17 protein-coding genes are annotated in these 18,950 nt (G+C 35.7%); 14 read left to right on the top strand and 3 right to left on the bottom strand.

Annotated features, from left to right (window positions below; translation table 11 throughout):
* Positions 1 to 171: 171 nt before the first annotated feature.
* A complete protein-coding gene (locus ABE048_RS01395) occupies positions 172 to 1,182 on the top strand; it encodes an LLM class flavin-dependent oxidoreductase (RefSeq protein ID WP_430308697.1) in 1,011 nt (336 codons plus the stop codon).
* 37 nt (positions 1,183 to 1,219) lie between these two features.
* Positions 1,220 to 2,086 carry a DMT family transporter gene (locus tag ABE048_RS01390; protein WP_430308696.1) on the top strand — a complete coding sequence of 289 codons (867 nt, stop codon included), beginning with the start codon at positions 1,220 to 1,222 and terminating at the stop codon, positions 2,084 to 2,086.
* Between the two features lie 50 nt (positions 2,087 to 2,136).
* On the opposite strand, the gene ABE048_RS01385 is transcribed toward ABE048_RS01390, so the two are convergent.
* The gene (locus ABE048_RS01385) at positions 2,137 to 3,324 is read right to left on the bottom strand and encodes an amidohydrolase (protein WP_430308695.1); all 1,188 of its coding nucleotides are present in this window, start codon (positions 3,322 to 3,324) and stop codon (positions 2,137 to 2,139) included.
* A gap of 110 nt (positions 3,325 to 3,434) precedes the next feature.
* Complete coding sequence (locus ABE048_RS01380) at positions 3,435 to 3,953, bottom strand: antibiotic biosynthesis monooxygenase family protein (protein ID WP_430308694.1); 519 nt, start codon at positions 3,951 to 3,953, stop codon at positions 3,435 to 3,437.
* A gap of 557 nt (positions 3,954 to 4,510) precedes the next feature.
* Here ABE048_RS01380 and hemE point away from each other — a divergent pair.
* The 11 genes from hemE to ABE048_RS01325 all read left to right on the top strand — a co-directional run bounded on the left by hemE (position 4,511) and on the right by ABE048_RS01325 (position 17,362).
* Positions 4,511 to 5,560, top strand: a complete 1,050-nt coding sequence (gene hemE / locus ABE048_RS01375; protein WP_430308693.1) for a uroporphyrinogen decarboxylase — start codon at positions 4,511 to 4,513, stop codon at positions 5,558 to 5,560.
* A 22-nt stretch (positions 5,561 to 5,582) separates the two neighbouring features.
* Positions 5,583 to 6,518 (top strand): ferrochelatase, encoded by a 936-nt coding sequence (hemH, locus tag ABE048_RS01370; protein ID WP_430308692.1) that lies wholly within the window; start codon positions 5,583 to 5,585, stop codon positions 6,516 to 6,518.
* Positions 6,519 to 6,533: 15 nt separating this feature from the next.
* Positions 6,534 to 7,958 (top strand): protoporphyrinogen oxidase, encoded by a 1,425-nt coding sequence (gene hemY, locus ABE048_RS01365; RefSeq protein ID WP_430308691.1) that lies wholly within the window; start codon positions 6,534 to 6,536, stop codon positions 7,956 to 7,958.
* Between the two features lie 120 nt (positions 7,959 to 8,078).
* The gene (locus ABE048_RS01360; protein ID WP_430308690.1) at positions 8,079 to 9,038 is read left to right on the top strand and encodes a YncE family protein; all 960 of its coding nucleotides are present in this window, start codon (positions 8,079 to 8,081) and stop codon (positions 9,036 to 9,038) included.
* Positions 9,039 to 9,722 carry a response regulator transcription factor gene (locus tag ABE048_RS01355; protein ID WP_430308689.1) on the top strand — a complete coding sequence of 228 codons (684 nt, stop codon included), beginning with the start codon at positions 9,039 to 9,041 and terminating at the stop codon, positions 9,720 to 9,722.
* A complete protein-coding gene (locus tag ABE048_RS01350; protein WP_430308688.1) occupies positions 9,719 to 11,110 on the top strand; it encodes a sensor histidine kinase in 1,392 nt (463 codons plus the stop codon). Before ABE048_RS01355 ends, ABE048_RS01350 begins: the two co-directional genes overlap by 4 nt.
* 2 nt (positions 11,111 to 11,112) lie before the next feature.
* Complete coding sequence (locus ABE048_RS01345; protein WP_430308687.1) at positions 11,113 to 11,598, top strand: FixH family protein; 486 nt, start codon at positions 11,113 to 11,115, stop codon at positions 11,596 to 11,598.
* A 114-nt stretch (positions 11,599 to 11,712) separates the two neighbouring features.
* Positions 11,713 to 12,282 carry a TetR/AcrR family transcriptional regulator gene (locus ABE048_RS01340; protein ID WP_430308698.1) on the top strand — a complete coding sequence of 190 codons (570 nt, stop codon included), beginning with the start codon at positions 11,713 to 11,715 and terminating at the stop codon, positions 12,280 to 12,282.
* 68 nt (positions 12,283 to 12,350) lie between these two features.
* On the top strand, positions 12,351 to 14,654 hold the full coding sequence (locus ABE048_RS01335; RefSeq protein WP_430308686.1) for a YhgE/Pip family protein: 2,304 nt from the start codon (positions 12,351 to 12,353) through the stop codon (positions 14,652 to 14,654).
* Between the two features lie 823 nt (positions 14,655 to 15,477).
* Positions 15,478 to 16,314 (top strand): VOC family protein, encoded by an 837-nt coding sequence (locus ABE048_RS01330; RefSeq protein WP_430308685.1) that lies wholly within the window; start codon positions 15,478 to 15,480, stop codon positions 16,312 to 16,314.
* A 13-nt stretch (positions 16,315 to 16,327) separates the two neighbouring features.
* Positions 16,328 to 17,362 (top strand): LLM class flavin-dependent oxidoreductase, encoded by a 1,035-nt coding sequence (locus ABE048_RS01325; protein ID WP_430308684.1) that lies wholly within the window; start codon positions 16,328 to 16,330, stop codon positions 17,360 to 17,362.
* A gap of 155 nt (positions 17,363 to 17,517) precedes the next feature.
* On the opposite strand, the gene yhfH is transcribed toward ABE048_RS01325, so the two are convergent.
* Positions 17,518 to 17,643, bottom strand: coding sequence for a protein YhfH (gene yhfH, locus ABE048_RS01320; protein WP_430308683.1), 126 nt, complete (start codon positions 17,641 to 17,643; stop codon positions 17,518 to 17,520).
* Between the two features lie 139 nt (positions 17,644 to 17,782).
* On the opposite strand from yhfH, the gene ABE048_RS01315 reads away from it, so the two are divergent.
* The gene (locus tag ABE048_RS01315; RefSeq protein ID WP_430308682.1) at positions 17,783 to 18,775 is read left to right on the top strand and encodes a lipoate--protein ligase; all 993 of its coding nucleotides are present in this window, start codon (positions 17,783 to 17,785) and stop codon (positions 18,773 to 18,775) included.
* Positions 18,776 to 18,950 lie beyond the last annotated feature (175 nt).

The raw sequence follows: 18,950 nt of genomic DNA, 5'->3' as shown, positions 1-18,950 counted from the left end.
AGGAGGCTCAACGCTCGCCCACGGAAAACGCCATCTGGAGCTGTGTACAAAATAATTACTAGGTACTTATGAAATAGACTTAAGAAGCATATATAAAAGTCTGATCTTTTTTTGGGGAAAATATATCTATATTTTTAGATATAAAGATTTATTAAAGGGAGTGTATCTTAGGTGGAAAATCAAAAGAGTTTGAAGGATATTGAGCTTTCTGTATTAGATTTAGTTGCCGTACTACAAGGTCATGATGTAGCTTATTCTTTTCAAAATAGTTTAGAGCTTGCGCAAAATGTAGAAAAGATGGGTTACAAACGATATTGGTTTGCAGAACATCATAATAGTCCAAGTATTGCAAGTTCGGCTACATCACTATTGATTAGTCATATTGCACAAGGCACAGAGAAAATTCGAGTAGGCTCAGGAGGAATTATGCTTCCTAACCATGTACCTTTAGTGATTGCAGAACAATTCGGTACATTAGATGCGCTATATCCTGGTCGTGTAGATTTAGGGTTAGGAAGAGCACCTGGAACAGATCCAATCACAGCTCAAGCACTTCGTCGAAATTTACAAGGTTCAGGTGAAGAATTCCCGGAAAACGTATTAGAACTGCAACAATATTTAAGTGATAATCCACAAGGACATGTACATGCATATCCAGGTGAAGGTTCAAACGTTCCACTTTATCTACTTGGCTCAAGCTTATTTAGTGCTAGACTTGCAGGAATGTTAGGATTACCATATGCGTTTGCTAGTCACTTTGCACCTACTTATTTACATGATGCACTCCGTATGTATCGTGATTCTTTCCAACCTTCTGATCAATTGAAAGAACCTTATACAATCGCTTGTGTTAATGTCATCGCTGCTGAAACGAATGAGGAAGCACAAAAAACAGCGACAAGCTTATATTTGTATTTCCTAAATGTTGTTCGTGGTACTAGAGAGCGATTACGTCCACCAGTTGATGATTTAGAAAACTATTGGTCTGAATCTGAAAAGAGAGCAGTATTGCAATCTCTTTATTATTCATTTATCGGTGATCAAGAAACAATTGCTCGTGATCTAGGAGCATTTGTATCAGAAACGGGTGTCGATGAGATTATGGCTTGTTCACATATCTATGATTCCAAAGCTCGCATACGTTCGTATGAAATTTTATCTTCGGCAATGAAAGAAGGATAACTAATAATCACACGTTTAACAACAAAGGAGATACTTTATGGAGAAGATGTCAAAAAAGAAAACGCTTGTATACATTATTGCTGTAGTAGCAATATGGGGTTTTAGCTGGCCAATTTACAAAATAGCTTTAAATTATACTCCACCCTTACTATTTGGAGGATTGCGAGCTTTTATTGGGGGAATCTTGCTATCCCTTTTTCTATTACCACAATGGAAACAAATAGAATGGAAACGAAATTGGTACATATACTTTATCGTAGCTTTATTTAATACAGTTATATTCCAAGGAGTTCAAATTATAGGATTACAATTTTTACCTTCCGGGCTATTTTCGGTCATTGTCTATTTACAGCCAGTTCTTGTTGTTTTACTTGCATGGCTGTGGTTAAAAGAATCATTAACGAAATCAAAAATTTCAGGGATGTTACTTGGCTTTTTAGGAGTTGTAGTTGTTAGTTTTGAAAGTTTTACAGGACATATCTCACTATTGGGTGTATTTTTAGCGTTGATAACATCAATTGGTTGGGCGCTTGGAGTAGTCTATGTTCGAAAAACTGCTAATCTTGTACATGGGTTATGGTTAGTAGCTATTCAAAATATTATTGGTGGTTTAGCTTTAGGAACTGCAGGTTTAGTAACAGAAGATATTTCTGCCATTGAATGGAACGGTACTTTTATTCTTTGCCTTGCATTTGCATGTATTTTAGCTGTAACGGTTGCAACAGCACTTTACTTTAAATTGATGGGCTCTGGAGATGCTAGTAAAGTAGGAGCAGCAACGTTTTTAGTACCACTTATGGCAGTAGCAATTGGAACAATCTTTTTAGGAGAACCCTTTACGTGGTCTCTAGTTGTTGGTTTGATCCTAATATTACTAAGTATTTTTATTATTAATAGACAATAGTAAATAAGCTATGCGTGATTAGATTATCATGCATAGCTTTTGTATTTTTATTAGACTTCAATATGATAAAGGATTGCAGCTGTACCAAGTGTTTTAGCAGCAGCTAGCATGGCTTCTTCGGCAAAATCAAATTTTGCATGATGATGAGGGTATGCGGTACCTTCTTTCGGTTTAGCTCCCGTAAAGAAGAACGTACCAGGGATTTTTTCAACATAGTAAGCAAAATCTTCCCCTACCATAACAGCATTCATTTCAGTTATTTCCGTTACCCCGGGAATAGTTTCTGCTATACGAGTGACAAATTTCGTTTCATTATCATGATTAATCAGAGGTATATAACCTCTTAAATAATGAAACTCATAATCTGCATTTGCCGCAAGACAAATTCCTTTAATCACACGTTCCAGTTCTTCAATAATTTGTTCACGTACTGCAACATCGAATGTTCGAACAGTACCAGTAAGAGTTGCTTCTCCAGCAATAATATTAAACGCACTACCAGAATGAAAGGAACCGATAGTTAGGACAGCAGGATCTGTTGGATTAATACGTCTTGCAACAATTTGCTGTAATTGGACGACTAATTCCGCACCTACAGTAACTGCATCAACTGTTGTATGTGGAGCACCACCATGTCCACCATTTCCTATAATTTTTATATCAAATTTGTCTGCTCCTGCCATCATTGCACCACTTCGATAATTGATCGAGCCTAAAGGGAATTGAGACCATAAATGAGTACCGAAAATTGCATCCACACCATTTAGACAGCCAGCTTCAATCATTGGTTTAGCACCTCCAGGAGCAACTTCCTCAGCAAATTGATGGATGATTACATATGTGCCAGGAAGTTCTGCACGATGTTTCCATAATATTTTTGCTAATACGAGTAATGTTGCCGTATGTCCATCGTGACCACATGCATGAGATACGCCAGCAACAGTTGATTTATACGAAACTTCCTTTTCATCTTGAATCGCTAAAGCATCAAAATCGGCTCTTAGTGCAACTGTTTTTCCAGGTTTTTCACCTGAAAAACGAGCAACTATGCCATTACCACCAAAATTTGCTTCAAACGGAATTTCTAATTGTTTATAGAAATTTTGAATGTATTCAGCAGTTTTATACTCATGAAAGGAGACTTCAGGATGCATATGTAAGTAACGACGAATTGCTTGCATTTCATCAAACGAATCTTCAAGTTCTTTATAAATTACTTGTAATAACTGTTCTGACATATTAATCACTCCTGTTTGAAAATTTTAAAATTTTAATGGAAAATAATTGTACTCCAGAATAATTCAAGTATAACAAAAAAAGCCGAGTAAAACACTCGACTTTTAATTAATTATAGCTCTTCTTCTTCGGGACGACTTGTTATAAAGGTTTTAGCATAAGGAGCACTTGTGAAAATATTACTCCGATCAACGCCATTAGTTGATGTATTATTTTCATAAATTTCCTTATATGTGTTGGATGCTTTCCAAGCTTCATATGAATGAGGTCCACTCCACTCAGTAAGTGAAATATAGGTTTCGTCATGTAGTGGGCGTAGCAAGCGAAAAGCGATAAAACCGGGTTCCTCTTCAATTGTATGAATTCGATCATAAAAACGATCTTCAAATAATTTACGACTTTCACTTTTAACAGGAATATGATTTAAAACAAAAAATCCATGTTCATCTAACTTATTGATTTCTCTAATGATTTCATAGCTTCGAGGTGTAGCAAATACACTTTTTTTATCTGATTCATGAAGTAAAACCGTATTTCCTTGACCGTATAATACAATCATTTGTTCTTTAGAATATTTCTTTTGAAGGGACTCCATAAATTCAGGTGTGCCGGAAGTTAAATATAAGAACATATAAATTCCTCCTATTAAAATCAATTTCATTAATCTGTTTTTGTTTTATAAATACAAACAAATTTAACTTAAAATAGCATTCAATATACAGATTTGAGAATTCCGCTACAGACGGCGCTTTCCACGGGCTTGGCTTCAATCTCCTCGTCACTACGTTCCTGCGGGGCTTTCAGCTCAAGCTTTTCCCGTAGGAGTCGCCGTCTTCCGCTCCATAATGAACAAAAGTATAAACATTAAATGTTCTTGCATTATAAAATTGGCTCATTAATATTTTCTTTAATCTCTTGTTTTTAGGAACATAAGTAAACATTGTATTTCATTATACGCTTCCGTAACAAAAAGTATAAAGTTTACCAGTGAAAGTTAATAATAGTATATCCCGTAAATATAAAAATATCATGACTTGCACTTTGTCAAAAAGATGTCACCATTTTATACATTTTTTTAACAAAAAGTCCGTTGAACTATACAACGCATAAAGAAACGTCTATCATGAAAATGGATATCATTGTCGAATTAAATAATTACTGAATTGATGAAAGGATTGAATACTGTTCATGAGAACATTTAATGATACGCTATTACGCGCAGCACGAGGTGAAAGGACAGCCTATACACCAGTTTGGTATATGCGACAAGCAGGTCGTTCGCAACCTGAATACCGCAAGATAAAAGAAAAATATTCACTAGAAGAAATTACACATCAACCTGAGTTATGTGCTTATGTTACACATTTACCTGTTCAGAACTATGGTGTGGATGCTGCCATTTTATATAAAGATATTGTGACACCTTTGCCAGGAATGGGTGTTGATGTCAAGATTATGGGCGGTGTAGGTCCCGTTATTTCTAATCCGATTCGCTCTGCTAAGGATGTAAAGAATCTGCGAGAATTTAATCCAGAAGAACATGTACCTTTCGTACTTGATACGATTAAATTATTGACAGAAGAACAATTAGATGTACCTTTAATCGGTTTTGCAGGTGCACCGTTTACGTTAGCAAGTTATATGATTGAAGGTGGCCCTTCTAAAAACTATGCATTAACTAAATCATTTATGGTATCACAACCTGAAGCTTGGTTTGTTTTAATGGATAAACTTGGCGATATGATTATCACAGATTTGAAAGCTCAAATTAAAGCTGGTGCAAAAGCGTTCCAAATTTTCGATTCTTGGGTAGGTGCACTAAGTCAACGTGATTATAATATCTTTATCAAACCTGTTATGGCACGTATTTTCAACGAATTAAAAGGTGAAGGTGTACCAATGATTTTATTTGGTGTTGGTGCAAGCCATTTAGCATTAGATTGGCAAGAGTTACCTTTAGATGTTGTTGGCTTAGATTGGCGTTTACCAATTAGAGAAGCACGTGCAATGGGAATCACAAAGCCAGTACAAGGAAATCTAGATCCAACATTATTACTTTCTGATTGGTCAATACTTGAAGCTCGTACAAAAGAAATAATAGATCAAGGGTTAGAAGTACCTGGTCACATATTTAATTTAGGTCATGGTGTATTCCCATCTGTAGATCCAGACGTGTTAAAACGATTGACTACATTAATACACGAATATAGTGCGCAAAAGATAAAAGCGCATTCATAATACTTACTGAGGTGACATGATAATGAAAAAACAAATCGGACTATTAGTGATGGCATATGGTACGCCAAAAACTGATGAAGATTTAATTCCTTACTATACACATATTCGCCACGGACATCGTCCAAGTGATGAACATATAGAAGATTTACGTACACGCTATCAAGCAATCGGTGGTATTTCACCACTTGCTGAAACAACTGAAAAACAAGCTAAGGCATTAGAGTCACGTTTAAACGTAGTTCAAGATGAAGTGGAATATAAAGTTTATATCGGTCTAAAACATATTGCACCATTTATCGAAGATGCTGTAGAACAAATGCATAATGATGGTATTACTGAAGCAGTATCACTTGTTTTAGCACCACATTTCTCATCATTCTCAACGAAATCTTATAACACTCGTGCTACGGATAAAGCTGCTGAACTTGGTGGCAAATTAACAATTCATACAATTGATAGCTGGTATAAAGAAGAAAAATATCTTCAATACTGGACAGAAAAAATTAATGCAGAATTTGCTGCTATGTCTAATGAAGAACGTGAAACAGCATGTTTAATCGTTTGCGCTCATTCACTTCCAGAAAAAATTATTGCAATGGGTGACCCATATGCAGATCAATTACATGAAACTGCCGAAATTCTTCAACAACGTACAGGTGTGAAAAATATGGAGTTCGGTTGGCAATCTGCTGGTCAAACAAAAGATCCTTGGCTTGGACCAGATGTTCAAGATTTAACTCGTGACCTATTTAACAATAAAGGATATCGTTCATTTGTATACACACCAGTAGGTTTCGTAGCAGAGCATTTAGAAGTACTTTACGATAACGATTATGAATGCAAAACAGTATGTGAAGAATTAGGGGCAAAATATCATCGTCCTAAAATGCCAAATGACAATCCATTATTTATCGATGCGTTGGCAGATGTAGTGCAAAAAACGTTAGCTCATGCCTAATAGAAAGTGAAAGTGATGATTGATGTGACTGAACAAAAGCGAAGAGTTGCCGTTATCGGTGGAGGGATTACGGGCTTAACAGCTGCGTTCTATTTGCAACAACAGGCAAAGGATCAGAAGCTACCGCTTGAAATTGTCTTGATCGAAGCAACTCACAGACTAGGTGGCAAAATACAAACAGTACGAAAAGATAATTTTATCATTGAGAGAGGTCCAGATTCTTTTTTTGAACGGGATCAAATAGTTAAAGAATTGGCAAAACAATTAGGTATAGACAATCAGCTAATTAGTAATGTGCCAGGAAAAACATATGTTGCAGTAAATAAGCAAATTTCTCCAATTCCTGACGGTTCAATATTAGGTATACCTACCAAAATGCTACCCTTTGCTAAATCAGATATTATATCTTGGAGTGGCAAAGTAAGGGCGGCTTGTGATTTGTTACTTCCTCCATCCAACGTAAAAGAAGATCAATCATTAGGGGGATTTTTGCGCAAGCGATTTGGAGAGGAAGTTGTTGAAAACTTAATCGAACCTAGTGTCTCAGTCGCCTATTCGGGTGATATCGATCAATTAAGTTTACATGAGACAATCCCAACCCTAGCTAAAGTTTGTCGAGAGCATCGAAGTATAATAAAAGGGATTCAGAAGGAAAATAATCAACTAGAAGAGGGGAAACTTAAACCTACTTCTTATACTTTTGAGAATGGTTTAGATAGCCTAATTATTGCATTAGAAAAATCGTTAGAAATGGCAATTATTTATAAAGGTGTTCGAGTTGAAAGTATTTCTAAAGTACAAGATCGAATCATGTTGCTATTAAACAATCAAAATGCTATTCCTGTTGATGGTGTTATTGTCGCTACCCCACACTATGCAGCCACTAAACTATTTTCAAAAGAAGGGCTTTTGAAGAGTCTGCTCAAAATTCCTGTCAATACGATTGCTACTGTATCTATGGTCTTCCCAAAAGATGCTATCAAGAAAAAATTTGATGGTAATGGATTAGTTGTATCACGAAATAGTGATTATTCGATTACTGCGTGTTCTCTTACCCACCGTAAATGGCCACATACTATTCCAGAAGATTACATTTTATTGAAAAGTTATTTAGGTCGTTCTGGCGATGAATCAGTCGTTGAATTATCAGATAATGAGATTGAAAAAGTCGTGTTACAGGATTTACAGGGCATGTTGAAAGTAGATGAAAAGCCAATTAATACAATTGTATCTCGTTTTAAAGATGCGATGCCACAGTATACAATTGGTCATAGAGATAGAGTGGATCAAGCAAAAAAAGAATTGCATGCTGCTTATCCAACAGTACGACTTGCAGGAAATTCCTATGAAGGCATTAGACTAACTGATTGTATAGCTCAAGGGAAAAAAACAGCAACAGAAGTATTAGCTTCAATATTTCAAACAGAACTCTATCTCTAAAGTGAGATGGAGTTTTTTAGTAGTAATAATATGCCTAAAATAAATTGTTCATAATCTGTCCATTGTACTTCATTTATTTTTCACAATTTCACAGTAAAATTGGAGAAGGGGGTGCTGACTATGAGATGGCGAAAATTAATAGTTTTATCTCTTTTAAGTTTTGTTCTGATTTTGACGGGATGTGGGCAAAAGAATTATCCTGCAATTTCAAACAATCAGGATTTTATTGCATCGGTAAATATACAAGCTCCGTCTATTAGTTTTATTAACGATCAAGGTAAAGTGTTTTCAACCTGGCAGTTAGAGGAAGGATATACGGGTGCTACATTGATTAACCAACAGCAAATATTGCTGTATGGGTTTCAGTTGAAAAAAGCAGTAGTTTATAGTTTAACAACAGGCAAGCAGCTATATTCTATTGATACAGGAGTTGGAGTTACTAATGCCATTTATGATGAGATACATAATCAAATCTATATAGCAAATGGAAAAACCAATCGGGTAGCGGCTTATAACGAACATGGTAAATTAATGGCTGATCAAAAAGTTTACAATTATCCGATGGCAATGTTAATTCATGACAACCAGCTATTTGTCGTAAATTATAAAGATACAAAGCTTTCCATTTTACAAACAAAGAGTTTAAAACCACTAAAAGAATGGACTATTGAAAAGTCATCTAATGGTATGGTAGTGGTAAATGATGATCAACTTTGGCTTGGGGGGCATGGTGAGGGAATAAAACCTAATTCAACAGTAGATATTTTTAATCTGGAATCGGGTAAGAAAATATCACAGATTAAAATGCCGATGATGCCTGTTGGGTTTGTGAAGAATGATAATCGAGTTTATGTAATTAGCCATGGTGATAGTGTACTCTCAGAAGTGACATTGGATGGGAAAATCAAACATGAGTGGGAGATTGGTGCGAATCCATTTTCTGTGAATGTATTTAAAAACTTTGTAGCAGTTGCTGGCTATGATGATCACCATATCTATTTTTTACAAAATGGAAAGATAGTCAAAACGATCAATGTCGGAAAAGGACCTTTTCAATTACTTGTAAGGGAGGGCAGTTAAATGGCGACAATACTTATAGTAGACGATGAACAAGATATGAGAAATTTGATTAATGTCATGCTGCGTCAATCAGGATTTCAAACACTTCAAGCCAGTGGTGGAAATGATGCATTTAAAACATTAAGTGAGTATCAAGTAGACTTAATTATTTTAGACGTTATGATGCCGCAGATGGATGGCTTTGAGGTCTGTACCGAAATCAGAAAAAAATCAGATGTTCCCATTATTTTCTTAACAGCGAAGGATGCAAATGAGGACAAAGTAAAGGGATTAACAATTGGTGCTGATGATTATGTTGTAAAACCATTCACTTCAAATGAATTAGTAGCACGAATCCAAGCGGTACTTAGAAGAGCTAGTGGAGAAATGATAGAAGTTGCAAACAAGCTTATCTTAAAGGGGCCTATTAAGTTAGATGAGGTTTCTCGAAAAGTATATGTATCGGGTAACGTCATACCATTAACTTTAAAGGAATTTGAATTGTTACATTTATTTATGGAAAACGAAAATGTTGTTTATACAAGAGAACAATTACTGGAAATAATTTGGAGTTTAAATTACGGTGGAGGTACTAGAACGGTCGATACACATATTAAAACGTTAAGATTAAAGCTTGGTCCTGAAGCAGGACAATTTATACACACTGTTTGGGGGCTAGGGTATCGATTTGAGGTTTCCAAATGAAGAAGTTATCTACACGAATTTGGGCCATTATCGTAGCATTTTTAGCTATCACTATATTATTCATGTATGTTCTTACAAATTTCTTATATGAGGGACTTTATGTAAAAGATGTTGAAAATTCGATGGTTGAAATTGGTGGAAAGTTGTCAACAATGTATGATGGAGGAAAAGTAACAGATGATTTTATCAACAAAATCAACCAATACAATTCCTATTCAAATGTCAATGTATTTGCGGTTCGGAATCCCAGAGAGTTAAGCGCTTGCGTACCATTCGATATCGACTATGACACTTTGATTGGTTCAGATGAAAGAGCACAACTTTTAGAGGGAAAAACAATTACAAAAAAAGGCTATGAAAAACGATTTGATCGCCAAGTAATTTCAGCAATTATTCCATTAACAGACCAAAATCGATTAGAAGGAATTATCTATATTTACTTTCCTCTTGCGAAAATAACAGAAATGGCTTCAAAAGAAGTTTTTATTTTACTAGGCAGTGCATTGATTTTCATATTTTTAATAGGGTTTGGCGTATATAAAGGAATAAAACATATTATGAAACCATTAAAAGAATTACAAAATGCAGCAGAAAAAATGTCAGTGGGCGATTATGAAACTCGTGTTGAAGTGAATTCCAAAGACGAAATTGGTCATCTTGCACAAACTTTTAATAAGATGGCCGCATCCATTCAGCAAGAGGATGAGGCACAAAAGAAATTTTTGACTACAGTTTCACATGAATTACGGACACCTATTAGTTATGTGAAAGGCTATGGTGAGGCTTTAGAACATGGCTACATCGAGGAATCACAAAGACAACAAACATTAGCATTAATTGTACGTGAAGCAAATCGATTGGAAAAATTGACGAATGAGCTTCTTCAATTATCAAGAGCAGTTGACCAACAAGATTCCAAAACTTTATATCCATTACCACTTGCAGAAACAATACGTGAAGTGGTGCATATAACACAGCAACAAATGCACCAAAAGGCAATCACTTTACGAACAGATATTGATGAAGAAATTATTATCAGTGCTGATGAAGAAAAAATACAACAAATTTTGATTAATTTAATAGAAAATGCTCTTCGATATTCAGAAGAAAAGACAGAGATGATCTTGAGTGCTAAAAAAGAAGGGGATTTTGCTGTCATTACAGTTCAAGACCATGGTATTGGGATTCCAAAAGAAGACTTGCCACATATTGCTGAACGATTTTATCGAGTCAATAAGGCACGTAGTAGAAGCGATGGTGGGAGTGGCTTAGGTCTTTCAATTGTCGATCAACTTGTAAAATATCATAAAGGAAATTGGCAAATTGATAGTGAATTAGGTAAAGGAACAACTGTAAAGATACAAATACCATTAATAGGGGAGTTTTAGTGATGAAGAAGTTATTAATTAGTTTAGTTATGATTGCTGGTGTTCTGGCAGGATGTAACAATGCAAATAAAACAGACGATTCAACTTCACATAATGAAGGAACCTCAGTTGAAGTAAAAGTTGATATCCAAACACCTGAAAAAGAAGAAGCAGGAAAAGATGTAGACTTAGTTGCCCATGTTACTCAAGGTGGCAAAGCTGTGAATGACGCTGACGAAGTAAAATTTGAAGTATGGGAATCTGGCAATCGTGATAATGGGCAAATGCTGGAAGGTAAATTAGATAAGGATGGCATATACAAAGCAACCACTAAATTTGATCATGATGGAGTTTATTACATGTACGCTCATACAACAGCACGTGGCTTACACACTATGCCTAAACAAAAAATTGTGGTAGGAAATCCTGATATGAGCAAAGTAAAAGAAGATAAAGATGATGGAAGCATGGGAATGGACATGAATGATTCTTCTGCAGACGATCATTAATTATTTTTTTAAAAAATGACTTGCAACTAAATAACTATAAGTGTAAAATAAATGACCAGATGACCGAAAATGTTTTCTGGTCATTTTTAAGGGAGAAAGTAGGTGAGAAACAAAATGGATCGGAGACAAGAAATTCTAGAAGCAGCTTCCAAATCCTTTTCTCTTTTTGGATACAAAGCAACAACAATGGATCAAGTCGCGAAAATTGCAAATGTAGGGAAAGGTACAATTTATACTTTTTTTGAAAATAAAGAAATTCTTTTTCAAGAAATTGCCGTTAAAATGATTTCGGAAATGAAATTAACAGCAGAAGAAGAAATTGTACCAGATCGTCCATTTCAAGAAAATGCACATAATGTTTTAATGAAAATTTTGCAGTTTAGAGAAGTACATCAGCTCTACGCAAAATTGGTAGAAGAAGAAAAAGAACTTCGAACACCAACTGTTAAGACGATGTTAGTTCGTATAGAAAAAGAAATTGTTTCTTATATTGCTGAGAAAATAAATATTGCAATAGGTAAGCAAGAATTACTCCCATGTGATTCTGAACTTGTGGCATATTTATTATTTAAAGCATATATTGGTTTTGTAGCCGACTGGGGTGCAACGCATGATTCGGAATTATCTGAAGAAAGAATTGCATTATTGTTTCAAAATACTATTTTCAGAGGTCTCTTACCGTGAGACTCTTTTTTTGCAAGAGTGTGACCGAGTGAGGGAATTGGTCAATTAGTTTTTAGGAGGCGTAATTTGTGATTAAAGCAGAATGGAGTAAGATTTTTCAGTCTAAAAAAGTTCTGATTGCTATAATTGCCGTTTTATTTGTCCCTGTTCTGTATGCAGGTATGTTTCTTTGGGCATTTTGGGATCCATATGCACACTTAGAAGATCTGCCAGTGGCAATCGTTAATAATGATGAAGGTGCTACTATTGAAGGCAAGGAAGAACAATTCGGCAAAGAACTCGTTGATAATCTGATCAAGAGTAAGAATTTTAAGTTTACTGAAACATCACAAGAGCAAGGAAGTAAAGGATTAAAAAATCGAGATTACTATTTGGAAATTGTTATTCCAAAAGATTTTTCAAAAAATGCAGCTTCAATTTTAGAAGATGACCCTGAACAAATGAAAATTATTTATAAACCAAATGAAGGATTTAACTTCTTAGGTGGACAAATTGGTAATTCAGCGGTGGAATTAGTCCGTAAAGAAGTAAACAAACAAGTTTCAGCTACTTATGCCAAAACACTATATGCTAATATTAAAAAAATGGGCGATGGTTTTGGAGATGCGGCTGATGGTGCTGGCAAATTAGAAAAAGGTGCCGGTGAGCTTGGTAAAGGTGCTAATCAATTGAATGATGGTATCAAGTCTGCAAAAGACGGTGCAACACAATTAGCTGATGGTGCCAAATCCGCAGCAGTTGGCTCAAACGATTTAAAAAATGGTATTGATTCAGCAAAAGATGGTTCAAGCCAATTACAAAGTGGATCATCTGATCTTAAAAAGGGAACTGAAACCTTAGTTTCAGGATTAGAAGGTAACACATCGAATATCAATGCTTTAAATAATGGTGCACAAAAAATAAATGATGGTGTCGGTACATTAAGTTCAGGGTTATCACAATTAGCTCCTGGTGCAAGTAATGTGTCAAATGGTGTTTCACAACTTGTTAAAGGCTTAGGAGAAATGCCATCACAAATTTCATCACTACAAACTGGAGTAGCTAATCTTAACAATGGTGCATCAGACTTAACAAAAGGAACAAAATCACTTGCTGCAGGTACAAAACAATTAATCGCTCAAATAAAAGCGATGAATCTTCCTGCAGATCAAGAAAAAACGTTACTTGCAACTGCAACTGCGATTGATACAGGTGCTTCTAACGTAAATGAAGGTGCAACTAAGTTAAGTGCAGGTACAACACAACTTAATAACAGCGTTGTAGGCATTAAAGCACCAACAACAAACGATTTAACAGCATTAAAACAAGGTGCTGCACAAGTTTCAACTGTTTTAGATAAGATGAACAAATCTGTCAGTAGCGAATTAGCTCCAGGAACAAAACAATTAGCAGCGGGTACAGATAAACTTGCTTCTAATTGGAGCACTTCAATTGAAGGTGCAAAAAAATTAGATACTGGAGCAGGTCAACTAAATACTGGTATCGCTTCTCTTAATAATGGACTTGGTCAATTACAAACCGGATCAGGTCAATTAGCAAGTGGTTTAGGAACATTAAGTAATGGAACAGAGTCGTTAGTAAGTGGAGCAGTACAACTTGCAGATGGCTCACAACAACTTGCAGATGGTACAACTGAATTGAAAGATGGAGCTGGTACATTACAATCAAATCTTGCAGATGCGCATAAGACAGCTTCAAGTGTAAATGCAACACAAAAAACATATGATATGGTCGGTGAACCAGTTGGTGTTGAAAAACAAGAAATCAACAAAGTACCAAACTATGGTACAGGTTTTGCGCCTTACTTCATATCACTTGGATTATTTGTTGGGGCATTACTGATTTCAATTGTGTTCCCATTAGTAGAACCAGCAATCAAACCTAAGAATGGTTTCTCGTGGTTCGCAAGTAAAACGGTTGTATTGGCAGTAGTTGGTTTAATCCAATCCTTAATTGTTGTAGCAATTGCTATATTTGGTTTGAAAATTGAAATTGCCAATGTTGGAGCATTTATATTAATGGCATTGATCACAAGTTATGCATTTATAGCTTTAGTTCAAATGCTCGTTACAATATTAGGAGATCCAGGACGTTTCTTAGCTATTATTGTCCTTATTCTTCAATTAACAACAAGTGCAGGTACATTCCCATTAGAGTTAGTACCAAAAGCATTGCATATTTTCAATCCAATTTTACCAATGACATATTCAGTACAAGGCTTTAAAGCAGCTATTTCAACAGGAGACATGGGCTTCTTCGGATTTAATAGCGGAATCTTATTGATATACATGGTTGTCTTCTTAGCGATTACATGTGGATACTTTGCTTTGCTATTTGCAAAACGTTACTCAAAAGAAGCAGCTGCAGAGTAAGAAAAATAAATTAGTATATTAATTTGGGACCAGATATTCTTCTGGTCTTAGGCTGTAGATAAACTCAAGAGATTTTGAGTTTGTCTACAGCCTTTTTTCTTTTACGAGACATAGGGATTAGATTTCCACTGCGGGTGGCGCTTTCCGCGGGCGGGCGCCAAGCAACTTCGTCGCTTTGCTCCTGCAGGGTCTTAGACTGTCCCGCTTTTCCCGCAGGAGTCGCCACCCTCCGTTCCAATCAACCGAATTGGTAATTGAAGAATACAATCAATCTGCAATTAGAATTTACCAACAGCTTTCTTTTGTAAAAACTAGAGGTAAAGAAGACTGTTGATTTCCACTGCGGGTAGCGCTTTCCGCGGGCGAGCCGCTTCCTTCTCGTTGCTCGAGGGCACTGAAAAAGTAAAAATAGATGTAATTTATGAAGAAAATCTGGTATAGCTATCTTCGTTGAAGTGGAATTAGCGGAGACTCCTGTGGGAAAACGAGCTAGACGAGACCCCACAGCGAGATTTTCTCTGCGACGAAGCTAGCGAAGAGATGCAGGAGCACAAGCGAGGAGGCTCGTCAGTTCGCCCACGGAAAGCGGAGCTAATTCCACTTCATTTAATAGCAGATATATACTATAAATATTTGTGTTACTACACTTTTTCAGTGGACTCCGGCTTTCCCGTAGGAGTCGCCACCCTCCGTTGCAATCCACTGAATACGTTTATGAATAATAATGAATTTGTCCTCTGAAAAAGTTAAAGTTACTTGACATAATCTAATAACTAAAATATAGTAAGTTACAAAAAGTAAGTAAAAGAAAAGAGGGCTTAAAATGAAATATCATGATAAACCGAATATGTATGTGAAACATGTTGAAATAAAAGTATCAGATTTAGAACGCTCTGCTAAATACTATACGGAAGTAATTGGATTTCAAATTTTACAGAAAACAACTGACAGAGTAACTTTCACAACGGATGGTAAAACAAGTATTTTATCTATTATTCAACCTGAAGGTGCTTATAAATCTCCACAAAAAACAACGGGTCTTTATCACTTTGCGATTCTTTTACCTAACCGTAAATACTTAGCAAATATCATCAAGTATTTCCAACTTAATAGTATCTATTTTGGTGCATCCGATCATGATGTAAGTGAGGCACTTTATTTACGTGATCCAGACCATAATGGGATTGAAATTTATGTTGATCGTGCTCCAGAAGAATGGAATTGGACAGGCGACCAAGTTTTTATGAAAACTGTGCCTTTAAACTTTGATGATATTAAAAAAAGCCAAGATGGTGAATGGAATGGACTACCAGCAAATACGGTGATGGGACATATTCATTTACATGTTGCGAATTTGAAGGATGCAGAAAGATTTTATACAGCATTAGGCTATAAAGTTGTTCTTCGCTACGGAAGCCAAGCATTATTTATCTCTACTGGGGATTATCACCATCATATCGGCTTAAATACATGGAATGGCGAAGGTGCACCACAGCCTAAAAAAAATCAAGTCGGATTGCAAAACTTTACAGTGCAATTAGATGAACGTGATGAAGATGTCATCAACCGATTGACTACAATAGGAGCACCTATCGAAAAAACAGAAAATGGTTTTATCACAGTTGATCCATCTGGCAATCGTATAATTGTTGAAAAATAAGGAGAAGTAGACAATGGAATTTGGCATATATACCCTAGCTGATATCGGCCCAAACCCATACACTGGACAAACTATATCGGCAAAAGAAAGACTTAAAGAGGTAATGGCAGCAGCAAAATTAGCTGATGAATCAGGACTACAATTATTTGGCGTTGGAGAGCATCATCGTTTAGATTATGCTGTTTCATCTGTACCAGTTATGCTAAGCGCCATTGCTCAGCAAACAAAGAATATAAAACTTACTAGTACTACAACGGTATTAAGTACTGTTGATCCGGTTCGATTATATGAAGACTTTGCCACATTGGATTTACTATCAGATGGACGAGCTGAAATCATTGCAGGTAGAGGTGCATTTATCGAATCGTTCCCATTATTCGGATACAATTTAGAACAGTACAATGAGTTATTTGAAGAGCATCTGGAGCTATGGCAACGATTAAATAAAGAAGAACGATTAAGCTGGAGAGGCCAACTAAGGGCTCCATTAAAAAATGCAGAAATTTCACCGCGAGCAACAACAGAAATTCCAACATGGATTGGTGTTGGTGGTACACCCGAAAGTGCAATGAGAGCTGGACGTTTTGGTACCGGGTTAGCACTTGCGATACTTGGTGGAAATCCACAGTATTTTGTGCCACTGGTAGAAGCTTATAAACGTGAATTTATCGCAGCAGGACATCCAAAAGAACAATATAAAGTGGCTGTTACTGCTCATGGTTACTTTGCAGAAGATGGTCAGAGAGCTCGTGATGAATTTTATGGCTACTACAAAAACTATTGGGGTTACGTCAATAAACAACGCGGTATGGCATTTCGATTGGATCGTGAAGGCTTTGAAAAAATGACAGGTCCTAATACAGCATTATTTGTAGGAAGCCCGGATGAAGTAATTGAGAAGATTTTAAAGCAGCATGAGCTACTCGGTCATACACGATTTTTGGCACAGTTAGATATTGGTGGCCAACCGTTTGAAACAGTGGCACACTCTATTGAATTACTAGCTACAAAAATTATGCCTAAAGTCAATCAATATATTAAAGCGTAAAAAAAGCGTAAAGAGTTGTTCAGGCTCTTTACGCTTTTTTGTGTAAGCGATTTACTTATAAGTTCATCTTCTGTGGTTCAGACAAAAGACGAGGGAGTGAGTTACTAAACGTTTTTTGGGAAACGTTTAGTACGTAATATAAAAATACTAAAAGATTAAAGATTGTTGCAATGTTCGCATGTGTTTGTATAGCACTCGCTTTGTTCATCAATTTTTTCGCCACATTCTGCACAGTGTTTATCAGGTAAGTTTTTGAAAAATTCAACAACATTTTCTAACATTGAAAATCTCCTCCTTAGCTTTTCTGTTATATTACTGATTTGTTATTATGTATTGTATTATAACACAGATGTTAATGTCAATACAAAATTAAAAATTTAAGTTAAAATAATTGATGACACTGTTTAAGGAGTGAAAGTCATGTACTTTATTGATAACAAAGGAATTAACGATCCGCGTATTAACTTAGCGATTGAAGAATATGCATTAAAAACATTGAATGTTGAAGATGATTCATTTTTACTGTTCTATATCAATCAACCTTCAATTATTATTGGAAAAAACCAAAACACAATTGAAGAGATTAATACAGATTATGTAGAAGAAAATGATATCATTGTTGTTCGTCGCTTATCTGGTGGTGGTGCAGTATATCATGATCTAGGGAACTTAAATTATAGTTTTATCACAAAAGATGATGGTGAGTCCTTCCAAAACTTTAAAAAGTTCACTCAACCTGTCGTAGATGCTATGAAAAAATTAGGCATTGATTCTGAATTATCAGGTCGAAATGATATCCTTGCAGAAGGACGTAAAATATCTGGAAATGCAATGTTTTCAACTAAAGGCCGTATGTTCAGTCATGGTACTTTAATGTATAATTCAAATATTGATGCTGTAGTATCTGCATTAAAAGTGAAAAAAGAAAAAATCGAGTCTAAAGGTATTAAATCGGTCCGATCACGTGTAGCGAATATTGCAGATTTTATGGACAATCCAATTACCGTAGAAGAATTTAGAATGGAAATTTTAAAATCCATTTTCGGCGGCGAAGAAAACATTCAATATTATGAACTAACAGAAGAAGATTGGAAAAATATATATAAACTATCCGAAGAACGTTACCAAAAATGGGATTGGAACTATGGTCAATCACCTAAATTCAATATCCAACGTACAAAAAAATTCCCTTCTGGATTTATTGATCTACGCTTAGAAGTAAACAAAGGTATTATGGAAGAAGTACATATTTTTGGCGACTTCTTTGGTGTTGGGGAAATGGAAGATATCGAAAAAGTGCTTAATGGAAAAAAATATGAACCACAAACTATTTCAGAAGCGCTAGAAGGAATCGATATTCCAACTTACTTTGGTGGCGTATCAAAAGAAGACTTCTTAAAACTTATTTATTAATTTTAAGCTCTGTTAAATGATAGTGAAGGGAAATGCCCCGACACTCCTTCTGAAAAAACGATTGATGATACCCTGTAAGTGGCTTATGCTAGGATAATGAAAAAGTAAAAATAGCTTGATTTTTATGATAAAAATCTTGTGTGACCATCTTAGTAGAAGTGGAATTAGCGGAGAC

This window comes from Rummeliibacillus pycnus (assembly GCF_050459865.1).
GTDB classification, from domain to species: domain Bacteria; phylum Bacillota; class Bacilli; order Bacillales_A; family Planococcaceae; genus Rummeliibacillus; species Rummeliibacillus pycnus_B.
This window is presented reverse-complemented; position numbering and strand designations above follow the sequence as displayed.